This is a genomic window from Flavobacterium zubiriense, from assembly GCF_041729725.1.
Lineage (GTDB): Bacteria > Bacteroidota > Bacteroidia > Flavobacteriales > Flavobacteriaceae > Flavobacterium > Flavobacterium zubiriense.
The window spans coordinates 221,363-243,613 of the sequence record NZ_JBCFQL010000003.1 but is presented as its reverse complement, the minus strand read 5'-3'; the positions used below and the strand labels follow the sequence as shown (position 1 = coordinate 243,613).

Annotated in this window: 21 protein-coding genes and 1 tRNA gene; 7 read left to right on the top strand and 15 right to left on the bottom strand. The window is 34.2% G+C overall.

The genetic code is table 11. The annotated features are described in order from the left end of the window. Window positions 1-77: 77 nt before the first annotated feature. Both AAGV28_RS04280 and AAGV28_RS04275 read left to right on the top strand, forming a co-directional pair. Window positions 78-2,564: a glycoside hydrolase family 31 protein gene (locus AAGV28_RS04280; RefSeq protein WP_373405583.1), complete on the top strand. Its 2,487-nt coding sequence runs from the start codon at window positions 78-80 to the stop codon at window positions 2,562-2,564. An 80-nt stretch (window positions 2,565-2,644) separates the two neighbouring features. Next, on the top strand, window positions 2,645-3,127 hold the full coding sequence (locus tag AAGV28_RS04275; RefSeq protein WP_373405582.1) for a hypothetical protein: 483 nt from the start codon (window positions 2,645-2,647) through the stop codon (window positions 3,125-3,127). Between the two features lie 211 nt (window positions 3,128-3,338). Here the strand turns inward: AAGV28_RS04275 and AAGV28_RS04270 are convergent, their stop codons facing one another. The 9 genes from AAGV28_RS04270 to AAGV28_RS04230 all read right to left on the bottom strand — a co-directional run bounded on the left by AAGV28_RS04270 (window position 3,339) and on the right by AAGV28_RS04230 (window position 12,707). Next, entirely contained in the window at window positions 3,339-3,935 is a 597-nt protein-coding gene (locus AAGV28_RS04270) for a mobile mystery protein B (RefSeq protein WP_373405581.1), read from the bottom strand. Next, window positions 3,926-4,390 (bottom strand): mobile mystery protein A, encoded by a 465-nt coding sequence (locus AAGV28_RS04265; RefSeq protein ID WP_373405580.1) that lies wholly within the window; start codon window positions 4,388-4,390, stop codon window positions 3,926-3,928. The genes AAGV28_RS04270 and AAGV28_RS04265 overlap by 10 nt, the downstream gene beginning before the upstream one ends. A 494-nt stretch (window positions 4,391-4,884) precedes the next feature. After that, window positions 4,885-7,254, bottom strand: coding sequence for an EcoAI/FtnUII family type I restriction enzme subunit R (gene hsdR, locus AAGV28_RS04260; RefSeq protein ID WP_373405579.1), 2,370 nt, complete (start codon window positions 7,252-7,254; stop codon window positions 4,885-4,887). A gap of 9 nt (window positions 7,255-7,263) precedes the next feature. Further along, window positions 7,264-7,755 carry a PIN domain-containing protein gene (locus AAGV28_RS04255; RefSeq protein WP_373405578.1) on the bottom strand — a complete coding sequence of 164 codons (492 nt, stop codon included), beginning with the start codon at window positions 7,753-7,755 and terminating at the stop codon, window positions 7,264-7,266. A gap of 1 nt (window position 7,756) precedes the next feature. Beyond that, window positions 7,757-8,812, bottom strand: a complete 1,056-nt coding sequence (locus tag AAGV28_RS04250) for a helix-turn-helix domain-containing protein (protein WP_373405577.1) — start codon at window positions 8,810-8,812, stop codon at window positions 7,757-7,759. A gap of 107 nt (window positions 8,813-8,919) precedes the next feature. After that, window positions 8,920-9,408, bottom strand: a complete 489-nt coding sequence (locus AAGV28_RS04245) for a hypothetical protein (RefSeq protein WP_373405576.1) — start codon at window positions 9,406-9,408, stop codon at window positions 8,920-8,922. Next, window positions 9,405-10,652: a restriction endonuclease subunit S gene (locus tag AAGV28_RS04240; RefSeq protein ID WP_373405575.1), complete on the bottom strand. Its 1,248-nt coding sequence runs from the start codon at window positions 10,650-10,652 to the stop codon at window positions 9,405-9,407. The genes AAGV28_RS04245 and AAGV28_RS04240 overlap by 4 nt, the downstream gene beginning before the upstream one ends. After that, window positions 10,649-12,103, bottom strand: a complete 1,455-nt coding sequence (locus AAGV28_RS04235) for a class I SAM-dependent DNA methyltransferase (RefSeq protein WP_373405574.1) — start codon at window positions 12,101-12,103, stop codon at window positions 10,649-10,651. Before AAGV28_RS04235 ends, AAGV28_RS04240 begins: the two co-directional genes overlap by 4 nt. Before the next feature lie 530 nt (window positions 12,104-12,633). Beyond that, a tRNA-Ala gene (locus AAGV28_RS04230) sits at window positions 12,634-12,707 on the bottom strand. A gap of 101 nt (window positions 12,708-12,808) precedes the next feature. Here AAGV28_RS04230 and AAGV28_RS04225 point away from each other — a divergent pair. From AAGV28_RS04225 to AAGV28_RS04215, 3 genes are all read left to right on the top strand, one after another. Beyond that, window positions 12,809-13,579 carry an enoyl-CoA hydratase/isomerase family protein gene (locus AAGV28_RS04225; protein ID WP_373405573.1) on the top strand — a complete coding sequence of 257 codons (771 nt, stop codon included), beginning with the start codon at window positions 12,809-12,811 and terminating at the stop codon, window positions 13,577-13,579. Between the two features lie 304 nt (window positions 13,580-13,883). Then, window positions 13,884-14,336, top strand: coding sequence for a 6-pyruvoyl trahydropterin synthase family protein (locus AAGV28_RS04220; RefSeq protein WP_373405572.1), 453 nt, complete (start codon window positions 13,884-13,886; stop codon window positions 14,334-14,336). Window positions 14,337-14,420: 84 nt separating this feature from the next. Next, window positions 14,421-15,164 (top strand): UDP-2,3-diacylglucosamine diphosphatase, encoded by a 744-nt coding sequence (locus AAGV28_RS04215; protein ID WP_373405571.1) that lies wholly within the window; start codon window positions 14,421-14,423, stop codon window positions 15,162-15,164. On the opposite strand, the gene AAGV28_RS04210 is transcribed toward AAGV28_RS04215, so the two are convergent. The 6 genes from AAGV28_RS04210 to AAGV28_RS04185 all read right to left on the bottom strand — a co-directional run bounded on the left by AAGV28_RS04210 (window position 15,161) and on the right by AAGV28_RS04185 (window position 20,889). Further along, window positions 15,161-15,517, bottom strand: a complete 357-nt coding sequence (locus tag AAGV28_RS04210; RefSeq protein ID WP_373405570.1) for a hypothetical protein — start codon at window positions 15,515-15,517, stop codon at window positions 15,161-15,163. The genes AAGV28_RS04215 and AAGV28_RS04210 overlap by 4 nt on opposite strands. A 104-nt stretch (window positions 15,518-15,621) precedes the next feature. Then, window positions 15,622-16,905 (bottom strand): MFS transporter, encoded by a 1,284-nt coding sequence (locus AAGV28_RS04205; protein ID WP_373405569.1) that lies wholly within the window; start codon window positions 16,903-16,905, stop codon window positions 15,622-15,624. Beyond that, complete coding sequence (gene recJ / locus AAGV28_RS04200; RefSeq protein ID WP_373405568.1) at window positions 16,905-18,602, bottom strand: single-stranded-DNA-specific exonuclease RecJ; 1,698 nt, start codon at window positions 18,600-18,602, stop codon at window positions 16,905-16,907. Before recJ ends, AAGV28_RS04205 begins: the two co-directional genes overlap by 1 nt. Before the next feature lie 85 nt (window positions 18,603-18,687). Further along, on the bottom strand, window positions 18,688-19,032 hold the full coding sequence (locus AAGV28_RS04195; RefSeq protein ID WP_373405567.1) for a HopJ type III effector protein: 345 nt from the start codon (window positions 19,030-19,032) through the stop codon (window positions 18,688-18,690). Between the two features lie 70 nt (window positions 19,033-19,102). Next, on the bottom strand, window positions 19,103-19,828 hold the full coding sequence (gene rsmI / locus AAGV28_RS04190) for a 16S rRNA (cytidine(1402)-2'-O)-methyltransferase (RefSeq protein ID WP_373405566.1): 726 nt from the start codon (window positions 19,826-19,828) through the stop codon (window positions 19,103-19,105). Window positions 19,829-19,860: 32 nt separating this feature from the next. Beyond that, window positions 19,861-20,889 (bottom strand): hypothetical protein, encoded by a 1,029-nt coding sequence (locus AAGV28_RS04185; protein WP_373405565.1) that lies wholly within the window; start codon window positions 20,887-20,889, stop codon window positions 19,861-19,863. 215 nt (window positions 20,890-21,104) lie between these two features. Between AAGV28_RS04185 and AAGV28_RS04180 the strand changes: the two genes are divergently transcribed. Next, window positions 21,105-21,695: a thymidine kinase gene (locus AAGV28_RS04180; protein WP_373405564.1), complete on the top strand. Its 591-nt coding sequence runs from the start codon at window positions 21,105-21,107 to the stop codon at window positions 21,693-21,695. A gap of 120 nt (window positions 21,696-21,815) precedes the next feature. Further along, window positions 21,816-22,238, top strand: a complete 423-nt coding sequence (locus AAGV28_RS04175; protein WP_373405563.1) for a YMGG-like glycine zipper-containing protein — start codon at window positions 21,816-21,818, stop codon at window positions 22,236-22,238. Window positions 22,239-22,251 lie beyond the last annotated feature (13 nt).

The following is a 22,251-nucleotide window of genomic DNA, read 5'->3' as shown; positions in this document are numbered from 1 at the left end:
AAACAACATATCGTACCTCTTTCTTTAAATGAATATAAATAGCTTTGGTTGATATTGATTAACTTAAAATAAACCAAATGAAAAATGCATTTCTGAGTAGAAACCGCCAGTACATTCTGTTGCTTGCGCTGTTTTCTTTTTCGTCATTAGTAGCTCAAAATTATCAAAAAACGGCCTTAGGGGTAAAAATCAAATTGCAGTCGATGGATGTTGAGGTTCAGTTTTACAGTCCAACCATCGTTCGTATTTTGAAATCACCCGAAGGAGTCGCTTTCAAAAAAGAAAGTCTATCCGTTACCAAAAAACCACAGGATACAAAATTCACAATCCAACAAAAAGGAGATATTGTTTCGTTAAAAAGCGACAAACTAAAAGTTGATGTTGATTTAAAATCGGGTAAAATATCGTATCACACAATTGCTGGAGCAGCACTTTTAAGTGAGGCAGCATCAGGAGCGAAATTTACTGATTTTGATGATGCAGGATCTAAAACCTATAGCATCAATCAATTGTTTGCATTAGATAAAGACGAGGCTATCTATGGCCTGGGTCAGCAACAGCGAGGTAAATTATCATTGCGTAATGCAAAAATCAACATGGTACAAGGCAATGTTGATGATTATGTTCCTTTCCTGGTTTCTACAAAAGGCTACGGATTGTTCTGGGATAATTATTCGCCTACTACTTTTGAAGATAAGCCGGAAAGTGCTTCCTTCAAATCAGAGGTGGGTGATTGTATTGATTATTATTTTATGGTGGGTGGAAATATTGACGGATCTATAGCGGGCATGCGAGAACTTACCGGACAGGCACCTATGTTTCCCTTATGGACATTTGGATATTGGCAGAGTAAAGAACGCTACAAAAGCCAAAATGAATTGGTAGGTGTTGTACGCAAATACCGTGAACTAGGCGTTCCACTAGATGGAATTATTCAGGATTGGCAATATTGGGGCAATAATTACTTATGGAATGCGATGGAATTCCTTAACCCCGAATTTCCTAACCCAAAGAAAATGGTAGAGGATATCCATAATATGAATGCACACGTGATTATTTCAATTTGGAATTCTTTTGGACCACAAACCAAGCAATTTAAAGAAATGCAACCCAAAGGAATGCTTCTCAATTTTGGTACTTGGCCACAATCAGGAGTAGAAACTTGGCCGCCAAATCGTGACTATCCATCGGGTGTTCAGCCTTATGACCCGTACAATCCTGAGGCGCGTGATATTTATTGGAAATATTTAAGCAAAGGTCTTTTATCCGTCGGAATTGATGGGTGGTGGATGGATTCTTCGGAACCGGATCACTTGGATTTCAAGCCTTCTGATTTTGATTTAAAAACCTACCTTGGTTCTTTTAGAAAAGTTCGTAATGCTTTCCCTTTGATGACCGTAGGAGGTGTTGCTGAACACCAACGTGCTGAAAGTGCAGATAAACGTATTTTTATTCTAACTCGCTCAGCATTTGCCGGACAACAACGCTATGGCGCTAACACATGGTCAGGGGATGTCAATTCATCCTGGGAGTCCTTACGCAATCAGATACCTGCGGGACTTAATTTTTCTATGAGTGCTATTCCGTATTGGAATACCGATATTGGAGGTTTTTTTGCTGGTGCTTATAAAAACGGATGGGGCGATGGAACTAAGAATCCATCCTTTCAGGAATTATATGTTCGCTGGATGCAGTTTGCCGCATTTACTCCTATGATGCGTTCACACGGAACAGATATCCCGAGAGAGATATACAATTTTGGTCAAAAAGGCGAGCCTATTTATGATGCAATAGCCAAAGCAATCGATTTGCGTTATGCATTGTTGCCCTATATTTACTCGGCTTCATGGGATATTACAAAAAATCAATCGACTATGATGCGGGCTTTAGTAATGGATTTTGATGATAAAAAAGTGGTGGATATGAATAATGAGTATTTATTTGGTAAATCCATATTAGTGGCACCAGTGGTAAATGCGCAATACACTCCTGAAACGATTGTAAAATCTAACGAAGAGACGGGTTGGAATAAAGACAATGATGCTAAGGGAGCAAAATCCCAAGCTATAACTTTTACGCAAGCCAAATCAACAAAAGTATATTTACCCGAAGGAACAGCTTGGTTTGATTTCTGGACAAACGAAAAAATCAATGGCGGTCAGGAAATAGAAAAAGCAACAACCATCGATGAAATTCCTTTATACATTAAAGCGGGTAGCATTATCCCTTTTGGTCCAAAAGTACAATATGCTACCGAAAAAAAATGGGATAATTTAGAAATCCGTATTTATCCCGGAGCTAATGGCGAATTCACTTTATACGAAGATGAAAACGACAATTACAATTATGAAAAAGGAGCTTATTCTACCATAACTTTTAAATGGAATGATAAAACTCAAACCTTAACTATTGGTAAAAGAAATGGAAGTTTCAGTGGTATGATAAAAAACAGAATGTTCAATATTAAAGTAGTTGAATCCAATAAAGGAAAAGCTGCAGAAACTTCTACCAGTTTTGATAAAAAAATAACTTATGAGGGAAAAGCAATAACAGTTCAATTATAAAAATGAATCCCATTTTGTCGAATACCCATTGATTCTTTGTACATTAGCGAATAGTTAAATCCATTTAAAAATAGAGTATTATGAAAAACATAGGTTTATTTTTCGTGTTGTTAGTTTGCATTAGTTTTGAAAGTTGTAAAAATAACGAAGAAAAAAAAGAAACTAAGGCTGCCAAAATTGAGACCGATACAATTGTGAGTACAGCGTGCTATAAAGCCATTTATGAAAATGATACAATAGATTTAAAAGTGAATACTTTACAAAGCGGAAATGTATCTGGCAATATGCTCATGAAGGTTTTTAAAATGCCTAGCAAAGTAGGTGAGATTAGTGGCCAATTTCATGGCGATACTTTGTTTGCCAGTTATACTTTTATTGAAGGAACAAACGAAAAAAAGACGTTCAAAAACCCAATGGCTTTTCTTAAAAAAGAAGACGAACTTATTTTAGGAAACGGACAAATAGAAACTTCGATGGGTGCTTCTTATTTTGTGAAAGGGGAACCAATAGATTTTGATAGAGTAAAATATAAATTTTCTACAGTTGATTGCGAGGAGAAGTAATGTTAATCTCGTTTTGACTAATCCCAAACAATCGATACCGATTATTAAAACATAAATAGTTAACTAAACACTTGCTCAGTTTTTCTGGCAAGTGTTTTTTCTTTTATAGGGTCTCATTGGTATTTTATTTTGCTGGTGCAATTGATTTTTGAAAATGTCAATGCAGGTTTGCTCTATGAGTTAGTCTTCTTGATAATCGTTTTCCATAAGTCTATGATTTTGCAAAGGCAATTAAAGGTTGAATATCGTGATTATCCGCCTTTCTAACTGCCTGTATGTAATTATTTCTTGTCTCTGTGGCTTTTACCAAATTAGCACTGCCCCAAGAAAAGAATTTATTGTTGTATAATTTTTCCATGATCAAATCGGCTATCAGACGAGAATGCCTTCCGTTTCCATTGGCAAAACAATGGATACTTACCAAACGATGCTTGAATTGAATGGCTAGCTCTTCGGGTTCATACGTATTATTTTGTACCCAAAACAAAGCATCATCTAATAATTGCTTCAACTGAGTTGGAATTAAGTAACTTTTGATTCCGATATTTTTTTCCGACTTTCTAAAATCGCCTGCCCATTTCCATACTTCGCCATACATTCGTTTGTGCAGGTCTCTGATGAATTTTTCTGTAAAAAGTTGTTCTGCCTTTAGTTTTTTGCCAAGAGTCCACTGAATGGCTTTCTCGATATTGAGTTGCTCAAATTCGTCCAATTCTTCCCGAGTGGTGATGGAAGGAATGCGTAATCCTTCTTTCTCCTCATCGCTTAATGGCGTTTGACCGTCAATATACGCAATCGTTAATCCCATAGGTATTTTGGCATTTCACTTTTAATTTCATTCGTTTTTTGAACGATGGCTTTTTCTATGCGTTCCTTTGAATTTTGCTGATCTTCCAGCGTCATCGTATTGTGGGTACGCATTACGATTTCGGTGGCTAATTCTCTGGCTCGTTTCTCAATCATTTGTTCCAATGATTCGTGTTTAGAAACAAAACCATACACCAACTGCATATCTAAAGCATTGGCCACTTCCCGCAACGAATTAATAGAAATAGTGCCGTTTGCTTCCCGTTCTTCTATTTGCTTGATATTTTGAGCCGAAAAATGCATTCGGTTTCCCAATTGTCGTAAAGACATTTTCAAAGCTGTACGCACGGTGTGGACCCAGCCTTTTAGCGGTACAACAACTATTTGTAAACTTTGAAACAAAACCAATTTTTTATCGATTTGGTCTAATACTAATTGTTGTTTTGTATTTTTCATCAACCTTTAACTTTAAAATAATATCTCAAATTTAAACCTATAACTTGATTAATACAAATTTATTTTAAAGGTACAGGTTGATTTTTATATTTTATTTCAGTTTGTAACCCCAACAAAATTACATTTCTATCGTTCATCAGTCTAGGCAATAAGATGTCTCTTACTTGTTTTGGTTTTTGGTTTTGAGAAGATAAAATTTCAATCTGATGAAGACTAATAAAATCATAATTTATATTCTAAAAACTAGACTCTAAAACTACACTTATATAAAATAAAAAAGCCTCACAACTCTGCAAGGCTTGATTTTATTGGTGGAGAATATCGGATTCGAACCGATCACCTCTTGCCTGCCAGTAGCAAATATGCTAAAAATTAATATTGATAATCAGCACGTTGTGGTTTTGTGTGTTTGCAAAAAGTAGCATTTTTATTCATTTTGCCACTTAATAAGCGCACTTAGATTCAGAAAATTTCTTCTTTATAATAATCTTCACCTATGAAACCTTTTGTATGTACAAATGTTTTTGAAATTCAATAAATAGAGAACTTATGTTTGAGACATCTCCTAAAATACCTTTGGCATCTTCTAACGAATGATATTTATTAGTAAGCAGAATTGGTAATTTTTCTTGGTCAAGTTCTTCAACACCTGTTTCAATATATTTCCCTAAAACGAACTCTATAAATTCCTTTTGTTGGTCATTTAGAATCGCAAAAATAGTAGCTTCTGCTGCGGCAACACGCTGTTCTCTAGTCATTGGTTTTACATCGCTATTAAAAACATATTCCAGTACATCGAATAAATCGCTTTTCTCTGCATCTATTAATTTTTGAAGCGTAGCTAATTCTTCTCTTCCAAAACCAGCATCATCTAATTTTTCTAATAAAACTTTTCTTGTAGTTGGGTTACTCCAAATAGTTCTTAATTCTTCTTCACTTGTAAATAATTTTGGTAACTCTCCAAAAAGATTATTTAAAAAATCTTCTGCTGAAATAGGTCTACCATCTGCACTCCAAAACGAAGTAGAAATCATTGACTGTATTTCTCTTTCTTTTCCGTCACGTAGTTTTATTTTAATTTTTTTTCTTTTTGTGCAAACACAAGGGCTTTCACCACAAGTAAGACAAGGAGCTGGTGGCTCATTAAGGCACATACAAGGCTTGTGATGACAAATTTTACAAGTTTTTTCTGTAGGTGAACCAATCGGAGATTCTGGTTCTAATGGTTCTCCATCCCATTCAGGGTCTGCAAAATGATGATAGGCATCTACAAAATCATAAATGGTAAAAAAGTCTTTTCCCTCAAATAATCGTGTACCTCTCCCCACAATTTGCTTGAATTCTATCATTGAATTAACAGGTCGCATTAAAACAATATTTCTAATGTTTCGTGCATCTACTCCTGTTGATAGTTTTTGTGAAGTAGTAAGTATTGTTGGTATTGTTTTTTCGTTGTCTTGAAACTCCCTTAAGAACTGTTCTCCAATTTCTCCATCGTGGGCAGTAACCCGAACACAATAGTTCGTGTCTTTGCTTTTTTTATTTTGGTTTACCAAATCACGAACTAAAGCAGCATGTTCTTGTATTGCACAAAAAATAATTGCTTTTTCGTTTTGGTTGGCATCATCCATATAAATTTTAACACGCTTAGCTTCCCTTTCTTTAATTTCTATGATTTTGTTGAAATCAGATTCTATGTATAACTTACCTTCGACAATATCTCCTTCTACAATATGGTCATCGCTGGTGAAAATATAATCGTCCAACGTAGTTTTTATTCGTTTTACTTTAAAAGGGGTTAAGAAGCCATCATTTATGCCTTCTTTGAGCGAATAGATATAAACTGGTTCTCCAAAATATTTGTAAGTATCTGTATTGTCCTTTCGTTTAGGAGTAGCAGTCAAACCTAATTGTACAGCTGGTGCAAAATATTCTAAAATTCCTCGCCAATTGCTTTCATCATTAGCTCCACCACGGTGGCACTCGTCAATAATAATGAAATCAAAATAGTCAGCAGGATAAGCACCAAAATATGGTGCAGGCTCACCTTCAGAATCCTTACCACTCATAAAAGTTTGAAATATGGTAAAGAAAATGCTTCCATTTGTTGGAACACTTCCTTTTTTACTAATTTCTTTTGGACTAATTCTTACCAAAGCATCTTCTGGAAATGATGAAAAAGAGTTGAAGGCTTGGTCGGCTAAAATATTTCTATCGGCTAAAAATAATATTCTTGGTCTTCGTTTACCATCTCGTTTTAAGTTCCAACGAGTTTGAAATAGTTTCCATGCAATCTGAAATGCTATTGCCGTTTTACCAGTTCCAGTAGCTAGTGTTAATAAAATACGTTCTCGATTATTAGCTAATGCTTCTAAAGTTCTATTGACAGCTATTTCCTGATAGTAGCGTAATTGCCATGACCCACTTTTATCTTCAAAAGGAATCGATGCAAACTCCTCTCTCCAATGGTTTTGAACTGCAAAAGTCTTGTCCCATAATTCATCTGGAGAAAGAAAATCAACAACTAAACCCTCTGCACCTGTTTTCATGCAGATGCTATAAATTTCAGTCCCGTTAGTAGAATAAGTAGTTTCTAATAGTAGTTTTTCTGCATATTGCTTGGCTTGTGCTACACCTTCGCCAACGCCTAAATCATTGCTTTTGGCTTCAACCACAGCCAATTTTATTCCTTTGTAAACCAAGATATAATCAGCAATCGTTTTTTTACCTCTTATACCTCCACTTTGGATTTTACCTGCTGTTATATTGTATTCACGAAGGATTCTTGAACCCTCAACAACTCCCCATCCACAAGCCTTTAGCTTTGGGTCTATTAATTCTGCTCTAGTTTCTGCTTCGTTCATTACATCGTTTTATAGTTCAGTTCTCCAAAGTTCAATTCTTCTGTCAATTTCTGCAATTGGCAACCTATTGTTTAATATTTTTAGAGCTTCTAATTTTTCAACACAAATTAATTTTTCCAAAATATTTTGTCTCATTATCTCTTCAATGATATAAATTATCCCTTTAACTTCAATACCAGATGCTTTTGCTTTCGTTCTTAATCTTCCATCCCCCGTAATTAAAACACCCTCCATTTTTTGAGCATAATACCAAACCGAGCAGTCTTCAAAACTTAAACCATTGTGCTGTGTAGTCAGTTCTAAAATATGCAATAGTTCATTCTCATTAGTTTTAAGAATTATCAGTTTTTCAGAAATCAATACTTCTTTTTGAAAGGATTCTAACTCTTCAAAAACAAAGTCGGTAGTGTACATCTCAAATTCTAATGCTAAAAAAGCTACAACTAAATCTAGTTGAACAATATCAATTAATATGTTTGCATCGTTAATATGAAGTTTCATCCTACTTAATAGTTAGCATTAAATTTTGTTTTAATTTGTCTAAACTAATTTGTAGTAATGAAGAGGCTTTACTCATTGAGATTAGCTCTTCTGAAACTGCTCTATATACTAAATTTTCAAAACGATTGGAATGCTCATAACTTTCAAAGCGAGATTCTTCTACTGTTTTTTTTAAGTCGGCATTGAAATTTAAACTCATATAAAACTTTTTAACACGTTCTTGAGTCATAATTTTAGTTTCTCCTAATTTGTAAACAATAGCCGAAATGCTAATTCCATATTTTTTCTGAATATTTTTCAATTCTTCAAAAGACACACGGCTTCTTATTTCGCCAAATTCATTGCGAATATTTGCTTCTGATAATAGGATTTCGGAAGCAAAGACATTGCAAAGTTTCTCTTGTTCCTTTAACTCCAAATCAGTAATTGGCAATAACAAATGCCCTAATTCGTGTAATAAAGTAAAACGTTTGCGCTCAATAGGCATGTTTTTATTGATGACAATAATTGGATATTTAGCATCGATTATGGTAGCTAATCCATCAAAAGCACCACTTTCATCATCAACTTCTATTACTTTTATATGGTTGTCTTCTAATAATTCAATACAATCTTGAATGGCATCTTGACCCAGTTTCCAAGATTCACGAATGCTTCTAACGGCATTTTTTACATCATGTCCAGATTGAATGTTATTGTTTTGTAACGGATTTTCAAATGAATTATTTACCTCGCAAATATTTTCTATAAATAAGTAGTTTTCTATTTGAATACGAATTTCTTCTTTGAGAGAATTTACTTTTTTAATACTGAATTTACTTTTTTTTCTAAAATTGATTTCACCGATAGTTACTTCGGGCTTTCTGAAAAAATAATCTATTTTTTGATTAAAAAGTTTTGAAAAAGCGATTAATTTTTCACTATTAGGTGTCGATTTTCCTTGTTCATATTTGTTTATCATTTGCTTGGAAACACCAATTTTTTCGGCTACTTCCTGCAAGGATAATCCCTTATGAATTCTCGAATTTTTTATTCGTTGTCCTATAATAGTTTCCATAATTTCATTTCTTTAGGTTGACAAATGTATGAATAATTTAATGTTTGTCAACCATTTTTAACTATTATTTTGTATTGCCCCCCAATTATAAGCCTTTAAGCTTCAGGTTATAATTCATCAGGATTTTCTATTAATATGCGATTGAAGTTGGTTGCAACATACTTTTCAAATTGAGGTTTAACGTGTTCCGTTTGTGCTTTGGTATTTTTTCCATTGAACCAAATCGAATGTTTACCTACATTTTTACCATTTTTGTTTTGAACAGCTTCTTTGATAAATTCTGTTGATGAAAGTATCCATATCTTATCTATTCTTTCAGAATAAAAAACAAACCAATAATTTTTTCTATAGCCGTGAGGAATCGCAGCAAATAAAGCACCATCTCCAAATATCACATGTTTAGACCGTGCTTTAATTTGTACTTCCACAAAAGTTCCATCAGGCTTTTTAATAACTGCGTCAATAGCATCATCATCAACCATTGGAAGGTAAACATCTAAACCTTCTTTGAGCATTAAGCCGATGACATAATATTCTATTCGCTTTCCAAATGCTGCGGAATGTCTGAAACTTTTATTAGGTATCGCCTCACTCATACCAATTCCTTTGTAGTTTTCAATTCCCCCGCAAATGCCTTTTGCAAAATACTCTTTTTTAACTCCTCTAAATCATTTATTTTTTGTTGGTAAATGGCTTCTAATTTTTTGGTTTCTTTATTTAGAGCATCTAATTTTTGAACGATGGTTTGTTGTTGTAATAGCGGAGGTTTGAAAAAACAAAAACTAAGTATTTGTTGACCACTTATGTGAGGTACTCCAATCCCAGTTTGAACTTCAAGCAAATGATTCATAAAACCTTTGGATTTAACTAAGTAATAAAGAAACGTATTGTCTATTTTAGATTTGTTTCTTAAACAAGCAGTTCGTTGTAATAACAGGGCAGGTAAGTCAAATTTTGATAATCTGGCACATTTTAATCCAGCCTTTACCCAAGGTCTATCCATCGCTAATACTATATCGTGTTCTTTCAATTGATACTTTTTAAAATCATCATATTCTGATTTTTTCCATCGTTTCACATCGTCCCAACGGAAATTTCCTTGCATAATATTATCACCTCTTAAAAGTACAATATCGTCATCTAATTCTGTATAGTTTTTGCTTTTAAAAGCGAAACCAGTAATCAATTCTATTTCAGATTTTAAACAGGTATCTATCCAATCTTGTCCTTTTTTCTCAAAAATATTTTGAAAATAACTCTCAAAAAGTTCCTTTGCGTTTTTAAGATTTTGTTGGGCATTGGCTTTTGCTTTATTTATAGCCGTAAAGGCTTCGTCTAATATGGCAACTATGTTTTGTTGTTCTGGGAGTGGAGGAATAGAGATTGACAAATTATTTAACTGTCCTAATGATAAATTTTGTTGAGCTGCGCCACCTTTTAAATTTTCAATTTCTTCTACTATTTTATTTGAAGTAAAATACTTTGCAAGGAAACTAACTAAAATTCCTGAATCATTTGCAAGTCTTATAATTGCTAATGCTTGATTTGTGTTTGCTGGTACTATTTCTTTATTTACAATTCCTATTCTACCCAAAGCCCCTGCTATTGAGAAAAGAATATCGTTAACTTTTAATTGCGACCTTTTTAATGATTCGTGACAATCTTCAGAAATATAGGCAACTTTTTTCGGTATTATTTGACCTGATTCTGTGAGTGATTCTACTTTTATAAAATTCACACCTTCATCTGTAAAATGAAATCCAAGACTTGTTGGTGTAGTTCCCTTTGTAATTAGTTCACATACATCTCCTAACTTTTTTATTTCCCAACCTTGTTTCATATCAATTCCAAAATTGAGTTTAAAATAGCTTCACTTTCTTCATCCAAAGCTTTCATTGCAGTTAAAATGTCCTTTGGTTTACGCAAAGTAGCTTCTTCTTTTTTGTTAGGGTTTTTAGCACTCAAGTCAAAAGTCGTTGCGTCAATATCTTTTATAGCTATATTCCAGGAGTTTTCGCTTTCGGCAAAAGTTTTTTGTAGCGTTACAAAATCGGCTAAATCTTTTTCGTTTAATGGGTTGGTCTTTCCTAAGTTTCTATCTAAGTTCAGTTGGTAAAACCAAACATTTTGAGTTGGTTTTCCTTTTTCAAAAAACAAGACTACTGTTTTTACTCCTGCACCTGTAAATGTTCCGCCTGGCAAATCTAGTATGGTATGCAGGTTACAATTTTCTAATAACAATTTACGTAATGCAATACTTGCGTTATCAGTATTACTTAAAAAAGTATTTTTAATTACAACACCAGCTTTACCGCCTGCTTTCAATATTTTTACAAAATGCTGCATAAACAAGGAAGCCGTTTCACTTGTTTTTATAGGAAAGTTTTGTTGTACCTCAGCACGTTCTTTACCACCAAAGGGAGGATTAGCCAATACTACATCATAACGGTCTTTTTCCTGTATATCAGCAAGATTTTCGGCAAGGGTATTGGTGTGTATAATATTAGGTGCTTCTACTCCGTGAAAAATCATATTCATAATACCTATGATATATGCCAATGATTTTTTCTCTTTACCGTAAAAAGTTTTCTTTTGGAGAATTTCAGCTTCTTTGGTAGTGAGCGATTTACTGTTTTTAAGATAATCAAAGGCTTCGCACAAGAATCCTGCAGAACCTACTGCACCATCATAAATGGTTTCACCAATTTGTGGATTTACCACTTTTATTATAGTAGTAATCAAAGGGCGTGGCGTGTAATATTCTCCACCATTACGACCTGCATTTCCCATGTTTTTAATCTTGCCTTCGTAAAGATGGCTCATTTCGTGCTTCTCAGCGTGGGTTCTAAAACGCAGTTCGTCAATGCGGTTTAATACTTCTCTTAAATTGTACCCCGATTGAATGCGGTTTTTTAGCTCGCTAAAAATCTCTCCAATCTTATATTCAATGGTATCGGCACTTTCAGCATCTTTTTTAAACTTTTTTAGATAAGGAAAAAGTTCTGCATTCACGAAATCAGCAAGGTCATCACCAGTCAATGCTTTGTGATGGTCCAATTTGCCATCCGTATCTTTCGGGCTTGCCCAAACATTCCATTGAAATTCGGGAGCAATAATCGCATTATAAACCTTTCCTGTTAATTCAGCAGCGGTGGCTTTATCTCTTTCTAAATCATCCAAATACTTAAGAAACAACACCCAAGAGGTTTGCTCTACATAATCTAATTCACTTCCACAACCTGCATCTTTATGCAGTATATCGTCTATATTCTTAAAAGTTTGCTCGAACATTCTATCCTAATTAATTTGTTTTTAAAGGTAATTATTTTTGAATGATGACCAAGTTAATGTAAAAATGTAATTCGAAAAAAGTTTCTTATTTGTATAAAACAATTTCTTTAGAAAGCTCATCTATATTAATGTCTAGTTTTAAACACTGTATGGTTTAAAAGCCCAATGATTAAGTTATCGCTCCATAAATTAGTTCTGCACTTTGATAAATGTTGTTCAATACTGCGCCTGTAGTTGAGATTATCTTCCTTTTTGGTACACCTACTTTATCAAGTGGCATCCTCATTTATTTAGCTGTTAGTTTTAGTTTCATATCTTTCTTTTAATGATAAATATCTCAGAATGGACCCAAACACCAATGAAAAATAAATTATTCTCCAAAATGAGGCTATGCGCTCACACTACATAATAATTTTATTAGGTTTTAGTGGTATTTTACATGATATGTGATTTTCGAAAAGGACACTCTAAAAGAGCACTTAGATAAAATAAAAAAGCCTTACATCTCTGTAAGGCCTGATTTTAAAATGTGGAGAATATCGGATTCGAACCGATCACCTCTTGCCTGCCAGGCAAGCGCTCTAGCCAAATGAGCTAATCCCCCAAGTTCGGCAAATATAGTATTTTATGGGATTCAAAAAAACAACTTTCGAAAAAACTATTCATTCTGTCGAATATTTTTAACTTTACCTGAAAAACTATTCAATGGATATACAAAGTTCTAATGGCTCATTAATTACAACTATCGAAAATAGTATTGCTACAGTTGAATTTAGTCATCCAGCGAGCAATTCTTTTCCGCGTTCCTTATTGGATTCTTTGACCATAGAAATCAATAATTTAAGCGTTAATGATGCCGTTAATGTCATTGTTTTAAAGAGCAAAGGAACGGCTGCTTTTTGTGCAGGTGCTTCTTTTGATGAACTTTTGGTTGTTTCAAATCTCGAAGGAGGATTGGCGTTTTTTTCTGGATTTGCTCATTTAATCAATGCCATGCGCCGTTGTTCTAAACTGATTATTGGACGAATTCACGGAAAAGCAGTGGGAGGCGGAGTGGGCATTGCAGCAGCCTGTGATTATGTTTTTGCAACGGCCAATGCTTCGATAAAATTATCCGAATTAGCTATCGGAATTGGTCCTTTTGTGATTGAACCTGCAGTAACTAGAAAAATAGGTAAAACAGCGATGACCGAAATGACTTTAACTGCTCACCAATGGAAATCGGCGGCTTGGGCACAACAAAAAGGATTGTATGCTGAAATTTTTGAAACGACTGAATTATTGGATAATGCTATTGCTGATTTTGCTTCCAAATTAGCTTCCTATAATCCTGATGCTTTATTGGAAATGAAGAAAATCATTTGGGAAGGAACTGAAAACTGGGAATCGCTTTTGCTGGAAAGAGCAGCCATTTCTGGACAATTGGTGTTGTCTGATTTTACTAAAAATGCGCTGGAACAATTTAAACGTAAATGATTTACCATATAAGCCATATAAGTTTTATTCTTAGTAAGTTAAAAGCCTAATTTTTGTAATCCGTATAAGTTCATAGAAGAAGTATTCTAAATGGTATTAGTACAAATTTGGATATCATACTATTCCACAAATCTGCCAAAGGCAGATAAAAATTGGTATAATTTATTTTAGAATTATTACTATTTGTGCTAATTTGTGTAATTCGTGGCAAAAATAAAACTCTTGCGTTTGCCCTGATAAGTTCATAGTAGAAAGCTATTTCTCATATCAATTCATTAAATTTGCAGTCAAAATAAAATCTACAATGAGTAATATCAGAATTACAAAACAATTTAGTTTCGAAACTGGTCATGCCTTATACGGTTATGACGGAAAGTGTAAAAACGTACATGGTCATAGTTATAAATTGTCTGTAACCGTTATTGGTAAACCAATTACCAACAGGAATGATGTTAAATTCGGAATGGTAATCGATTTCTCAGATTTGAAAAAAATTGTCAAAGAAGAAATTGTAGATCAGTTTGATCACGCCACTGTTTTTAACGAAACCACCCCCCATATTGAACTGGCTATGGAATTAAAAAACCGTGGACATCACGTAATTTTAGTCGATTACCAACCTACAAGTGAAAATATGGTCGTGGATTTTGCCGAAAGAATAATAGCCCGTTTACCAGCAGGAATTACGTTATTCTCTTTAAAATTACAAGAAACAGAATCTTCGTTTGCCGAATGGTTCGCGAGTGATAATCTCTAGAAGTTAAAGGTTAAAAGTGAGGCGTTAAATGGAACTCCTAACTCCTAACCCTTAACATATAACTCCTAACCCCTAACACATCGAATGAAAAAAGTATACTTTGCTTCTGACCAGCATTTTGGAGCGCCAACAGCCGAATTGAGTTTTCCTAGAGAACAGAAATTTGTTGCTTGGCTTGACGAAGTGAAAAAAGACGCCGAAGCTATTTTTCTTTTAGGTGATTTATTCGATTTTTGGTTCGAATATAAAACCGTTGTTCCTAAAGGTTTTGTACGTGTTTTAGGAAAACTTGCCGAAATTCGCGACAGCGGAATTCCCATTTATTTCTTCGTAGGCAATCATGATTTATGGATGAATGATTATTTTGAAAAAGAGTTGAATATTCCCGTTTTTTATGATAATCAAGAATTTACTTTTAATGGAAAAACCTTTCTTATTGGGCACGGAGACGGAAAAGGTCCTGGTGATTTAGGTTATAAACGCATGAAAAAAGTGTTTACCAATCCTTTTTTTAAATGGCTTTTTAGATGGCTTCATCCGGATATAGGAGTGCGATTGGCACAATATCTTTCGGTGAAAAATAAACTGATTTCGGGAGAATCGGATGTGAAATTTTTAGGGGAAGACAACGAATGGTTAATTTTATATGCCAAACGAAAATTAGAAAACAAACATTATAATTATTTGATTTTTGGTCATCGTCATCTACCCATGATTCATGCTGTAGGCGAAAACTCCGATTATGTCAATCTAGGCGACTGGATATCATATTTCACTTATGCTGTTTTTGATGGTTCAACTTTCGAACTTAAAACATTCGAAAATTAATTTTTTCCTTCTCCGTTTAAATAACTTTCGATTCTTATTCTAAATAAAGTTCCGTTAACTAAATCTTTTAAGTAATTTAGTTCACTTGTTGATACTGATAAATCAAGTTGGTACAAAGGGGTTTTTAGTAAAAATTTACAGTTGCTGTTTTTAAAAGTACAGCCTTCACAACAGTGGTTTTTAGCCCTACTTTCGTCTATTAAATACTCAAAATCTTTTAATTCTTGGATCGTAAAAAACAATCCTATTTCCTTAAATATTAATTGAATCCTATTTTGGATTATGCCTTCCTCTTTTTGCCAATAAAAAGCAATTCCCAAACTATTGAGATAGATTTGTTGTATTTGTTCCATGACTTCTGGTGTATGAAACAAATATAGTATTATTTATATTAATTCTAAATAAAAAGAATAAAAAAATAAAACCAATTTCTCTTTTTGTTGTTAGTAATAATTATTTAGTCTTCTTTTTCATGTTCCTCGATGTCTTTAGTCAAATCTAATTTTCTAAAAGAAGGAGAAATAATTCCAGTAGCCAAAACCACTAAAAGCGTCATGCTTCCGCCAAAAACAACGGCGGTTACTGTTCCCATCAGTCGGGCCGTTAGTCCACTTTCAAAAGCACCCAATTCATTTGAAGAACCCACGAACATGGAATTTACAGCAGAAACTCTTCCGCGCATGTTATCAGGCGTTTTAATTTGTAATATGGTTTGACGAATAACTACTGAAATTCCATCAAAAACACCACTGAAAAATAAAGCAAAAAGAGAAACCCAAAATAAGGTTGAAAGTCCAAAAATGATAATACATACTCCGAAACCAAAAATAGCAGCTAATAATTTCATTCCTGCATTTTTACTTAAAGGAACATAAGCCGTAATTAACATGGTTAAGAAAGCGCCAACAGCTGGTGCTGCTCTTAAAAACCCAAAACCTTCTGGCCCAACTTTTAAAATGTCTTGGGCAAAAATGGGTAATAGCGCAACTGCACCACCAAAAAGTACAGCAACCATGTCCAGTGTAATTGCACCTAAAACAGTTTTATTATTAAAGACAAATTTGATTCCTTCGGCTAAACTTTGCATTACAGGTTCGCCTATTTTTGGATTCATAATAGGTTTTTTACTTATTTGAGATAAGGCTACTAAAGCCAGGATTGAACAAGCAAACACAGAACATAAAGACCAATGAACTCCGATTAAAGTAATCGAAAAACCTGCGACGGCGGGTCCTACTACCGCTGCAATTTGCCAAACAGAACTACTCCAGGTAGCAGCATTAGGATACACTTTTTTAGGAACAAGTAAGGATAAAAGCGAAAAAATAGTTGGCCCAAGGAAAGCTCTTACTAATCCTCCTAGAAAAACTAGAAAATAAATAGAATATAAAATCATTTGATTTGAAAATCCTTCAACCACCGCGGGCCAGGTCAGTAGAAATAACCCAAAACTAATTACTGAAAACCCAAAAATACATTTCATTAGTAATCCTTTTTTCTCTTTTTGGTCTACAATATGTCCAGCAAATAAGGCTAATGAAACGGCAGGAATGACTTCCATTAAACCGATAATTCCTAATGAAAGAGCATCTTTAGTAATACTGTATACCTGCCATTCGATCACTATAAATTGCATTGACCAGGCAAAAACCATGGCAAAACGCAGAAATAAAAAAGTGTTAAACTCTTTATAACGTAAGGCAGCATAAGGATCTTTTTTGCCTATTTTTTTTAGATTCATTATTGAATGCTTTTTAATCGTAATTGGGTTGAAACTTTGCCGTTCCATTCATTTTCATCAATACAGTATACGGCTTGAAATGGTTTTTGATTAGTAGTTAAATCGATTTTATTTCCTAATCCAAAACCTATTGCGGCAATGCCTTCAGTCCCGAGGCTTCGGGATTGTTTTACAAATAATTTCAAATGTTCATCTTCCGAGCCCAATTTTTTAGCATAACCTGTATCAATTACATTTTTTGTTAAAAAAACAGGGGTCATGTTCATAGGGCCAAAAGGTTCGAATTGTTTCAGGATTCGGGTGAGTTTTGGTGTAATATCCGAAAAATTGATTTCCGCATCAATTTCTATTTCAGGAACAAGTTGGTCAGGATGAATCGTTTCCTGAACTTGTTTTTCAAAAGCTTCTTTAAAAACAGGATAATTTTCAGCTTTTATGGTCATTCCTGCGGCATACATGTGTCCGCCAAATTGCTCCAAATGTTCGGAACAAGCTTCCAAAGCATTGTACACATCAAATCCTTTTACGGAACGTGCCGAAGCAGCATATTTGTCACCACTTTTGGTAAAAACCAATGTAGGACGATAATAGCTTTCGATTAATCGGGAAGCTACAATTCCGATGACGCCTTTGTGCCAATCTTCTTGAAAAACTACAGTTGTAAAACGTTCTTGCTCTTGATTTTCTTCAATTTGCTGAAAAGCTTCTCTGGTAATCTGTTTGTCTAAATCTTTTCGGTCAGCATTGTATTTTTCGATTTCAGAGGCAAATTGTTGTGCTTGTTCAAAATCAAATTCGGTTAATAATTCTACAGCATGATTTCCGTGTTTGATGCGTCCAGCGGCATTAATTCTAGGTGCAATGATAAAAACAACATCCGTAATATCTAATGTTTTTTTCTTTATTTGGTGAACCAAAGCTTTAATTCCGGGTCTTGGATTATTGTTAATCACTTGCAAACCAAAATAAGCCAACACTCGATTTTCACCTGTCATTGGAACAATATCAGCAGCAATGGCAGTGGCAACCAAATCAAGATAAGGAGCCAAATCTTCGATGGTTTGATTTCGATTCAAACCCAAAGCCTGAATGAGTTTAAAACCAATTCCGCAACCGCATAATTCATCGTAAGGATAATTGCAGTCGGTTCTTTTTGGGTCAAGAACTGCAACAGCATCAGGTAAAGTTTCTCCAGGTCTATGGTGATCGCAAATGATAAAATCGATGTTTCGTTCTTTGGCGTATGCCACATGATCAATCGATTTTATACCACAATCCAGAGCAATTATTAATGAAAATCCATTGTCGTCAGCAAAGTCAATTCCTTTAAAGGAAACGCCATAACCTTCGTCATAACGATCTGGAATATAAGTGGCTACATTGGGATAAAAACTTTTTAAATAAGAAGAAACGAGTGAAACAGCCGTAGTTCCATCAACATCATAATCGCCAAATACCAGAATGCGTTCTTGGTTTTTGATGGCGTTTTCAATGCGTTCAATTGCCTTTTCCATATCTTTCATCAAATAAGGATCATGCAAATGTTCTAACGAAGGACGAAAAAAATGTTTGGCTTCTTCAAAAGTTTCAATTCCGCGTTGCACTAAAAGTTGGGCAACAAAATGTTCTACATTTAAGGCTTGCGCCAAATGTTTTATTTTGTCTTCCGAAGGTTTTGGTTTAAGAGTCCAACGCATTTGATTTGTGATTTTTGAATGTCGATTAACGATTTTTGATTTTATATCTGAAATCAAAAATCGTTAATCGAAAATCTTAAATAATTTATTTTAACTCTAAAGCAGTTCCTTCAAACTGGATTCCGTCCCAACCGTGAATCATAAAATTTCTAATGTTTTGATGGTTAGTTCCTTCTGGATCTCCCAATACTTCGTCATTATAAAAAGCACCAAAACAAAATAAGGTTTCGGCTTGCGATAAGTTTTGTAATTGGGCGAAAGCAAATAATTTGCAAGAACCTGAGTTTGTTCCTGCGGCATTATGAGTATCTCCATTTTGAAAAGCGGTAGGAGTAAAGTTGTAATTTTCTTCTATTACAGCTATCGTTTCAGGGAAAGTGATTAATTCAGGTGTTTCTTTTAATTTTTCTAAAAAGGCTTGAATGCTCATGTTTTTAAATTTTATTTTTTTGCCACAGATTAAAAAAGATTTTAAAGATTTTTAATCTGTGGTTGATTTTTTATTCTTCTTTTTCTTCGTCCTTAGAAAATTTGCTTTTCTTGGCTTCTTTAACAATGGTTTTTCCAGCAACCACTACAACAATTTCGCCTCGCGGCGCAGTTTTTTCAAAGTGAGCTAAAACTTCTTTTGCGGTTCCTCGGCGGTTTTCTTCGTGTAATTTTGATAGTTCTCTCGAAACACATATTTGTCGGTCTTCGCCAAAATAAGTCACAAATTCGGCTAATGTTTTTACTAATTTATGTGGGGAAACATACAAAATCATGGTTCTGGTTTCTTCGGCAAGTTCTAAATATCGAGTTTGACGTCCTTTTTTTTCAGGTAAAAAACCTTCGAAAACAAATTTGTCATTTGGTAAACCACTATTCACTAAAGCAGGAACAAATGCAGTCGCGCCTGGAAGGCATTCTACGGCAATTCCGTTTTCGACACAAGCACGCGTTAATAAAAAACCAGGATCGGAAATAGCGGGAGTTCCAGCATCCGAGATGAGTGCGATAGTTTCGCCAGCTTTGAGTCGGGAAATTACATTTTCAATGGTTTTATGCTCGTTGTGCATGTGATGACTGTGCATGTGAGTGCTTATCTCAAAATGCTTCATGAGTTTTCCGCTGGTGCGTGTGTCTTCGGCAAGAATCAAGTCGACTTCTTTTAGAATTCGAATCGCTCTAAAAGTCATGTCTTCGAGGTTACCTATGGGCGTGGGAACGATATATAATTTTGACATAAATTAATTTAAGCAGCAATTACTGTTTGTTTTTAAAGGAATTTTTTCTCAATTATTTCCATAAAACGTTCTTCGTATTCTTCTTTTCCTTTCCAGTTGTTGTAATCTGGTTTAACCATTTCGTCTATGAAACTTTTGGTTTCAAAAAAATTATCATAGGTAATCAATTGATTCATCACACGGTTGTAATCTTCATTGCTGTTGCCAAAAAGATGTTTTACAAACGCAATGCGGTCATTTAAATCGATTTCAATTCCTTTTTTTGCTAATTTATCGTTTAAGGAAACGGTTTTTGAAGTTGTTTTTTCGGTTGTTTCAATGGCTTTTTCAACAGGAGTTTCAATTGGTTCAAACACAACTTCTTTATTAGGAGCTGGTATATCATCAACCTTTACAAATTCAGGTTCGTTGTAGCTTAATCCTAATAAATCTTCGAATGAAATTTGTACGGTTTCGGGCTTTTTCACCTCTTCGACTTGTAATTCTTCGGCTTCTACTTCATCCGTAAGTTCAAATGAAGCTTTAAATTCTGGAATTTCTTCTGCTACATTTTCTACATCCTCTTCTGTTTCGTCTTCTTCCTCGATTTCAGGTTCTGATTCATGAAATTCGATAGTGTTGTCTTCAGTTTCAGTTTCTTCAATAGAAACTAATTCTTCATCATTTTCGTCAGTTACAATTTCCTCATCGGTAGTTCCTTCATCAATAATTGTTTCAGCTTCAACTATTGCTTCGATTTCTGTTTCTTCTTCTTTGTTTTCGGCAATAGGTTCAACGCTTTTAGTATCTTGGAACATGTTGCTTTCGTTCATTTCTATTTCCGTTTCTACAGGCAGCAAAGCTTCTTTATCATAAAAATTTTCAATTTCTTTTTCAATTTCGCTGTAGTTACCAATTGTAGGTTTTACATCGCTGTAATTTTCTTCTACAAATTTTAAAACAGAAAGTTTTTCATAAAGTTTTTGGGTTTCCAAATACAATTGATTGACGTCAGATTTATCTTTGATTTGTAATATTCTATGAGCGATGCTAATTAAATCGGCTTCTAATCTTTTTTTCATAATGGTTCAATTATAGTATGTATTTTGGCGAATGACTTTTTGTTTGTTGAATGCACAAGGATTTTTGAGATTACTTTTATTTAAGTACTCATAAACCTCCAAATTGCTAAAAATTTTCTACTTTTGAGAATGCGTAAAAGTATAAAATCTTGTGCCGATTTATGCATTTACAAAGTAATAAAAACTATTCATTTTTTAAGTTAGAAAAATACAAAATGTTTCTCGAAAATACAGTAAATCATAAAGAGCAATTTGGTTGGATTGAAGTTATTTGCGGTTCGATGTTTTCGGGTAAAACAGAAGAATTGATTCGCCGATTAAAAAGAGCACAATTCGCCAAGCAAAAAATAGAAATTTTCAAACCAGAGGTCGATACCCGCTATCATCAAGATATGGTGGTTTCTCACGATGCCAATGAAATTCGTTCAACGCCAGTGCCCGCAGCAGCTAATATTGCTATTTTAGCTCAAGGCTGTGATGTAGTTGGGATTGATGAAGCACAATTTTTTGACGACGAAATTGTAACAGTTTGTAATAATTTAGCTAACCAAGGAATTCGTGTTATTGTAGCGGGACTGGATATGGATTTCAAAGGAAATCCTTTTGGACCCATGCCAGCTTTAATGGCTACTGCCGAATATGTGACCAAGGTACATGCGGTGTGTACCAGAACGGGTAATTTAGCGCATTATAGTTTTAGAAAAACAGCCAACGACAAATTAGTATTATTAGGAGAAACGGAAGAATACGAACCTTTGAGTCGGGCGGCTTACTTTGAGGCAATACAAAGAAATCATGAAGAATAAGATTGGTGAAACAAAAATATAATTCTTTAAATTTTATAAATAATTAAAGAAATTATATAAAAAAATTTGACTAGTGTTGGTCGTATATTTGTGATGTATTAATATTTAAAATTAAAAGTCATGAAATATATTTATGTAATGGTAGCTTCTTTAATGATTATATCTTGTAAAAAAGCAGATAAAGAAGGAGTAATGGACGATAGTCAAGCCACAATTGATTCAATAAAACAAACAAGTATTGATTCGATAAAAATGGAAATGGTTAAACAAAAAACTATTGATTCCATGAAAATAGAAATGGCAAAACAACAATCAAATGAAAAAGAAGTAGTGGTTGTTAATCAAACTACTCAAGCAGCTCCTGCTCCAGCTAGAAAGAAATGGAGTAGCACTGCAAAAGGTGCCGTTATAGGTGCTGGTGTAGGCGCAGCTACTGGCGCTATAATTAGCAAAAAAAAGGGTACGGGCGCTATTATTGGTGGTTTAGCTGGTGCAGGTGTTGGTGCAGGTACAGGTGCTATTATTGATGGTAGTAAGAACTAGATAATTCTCAATT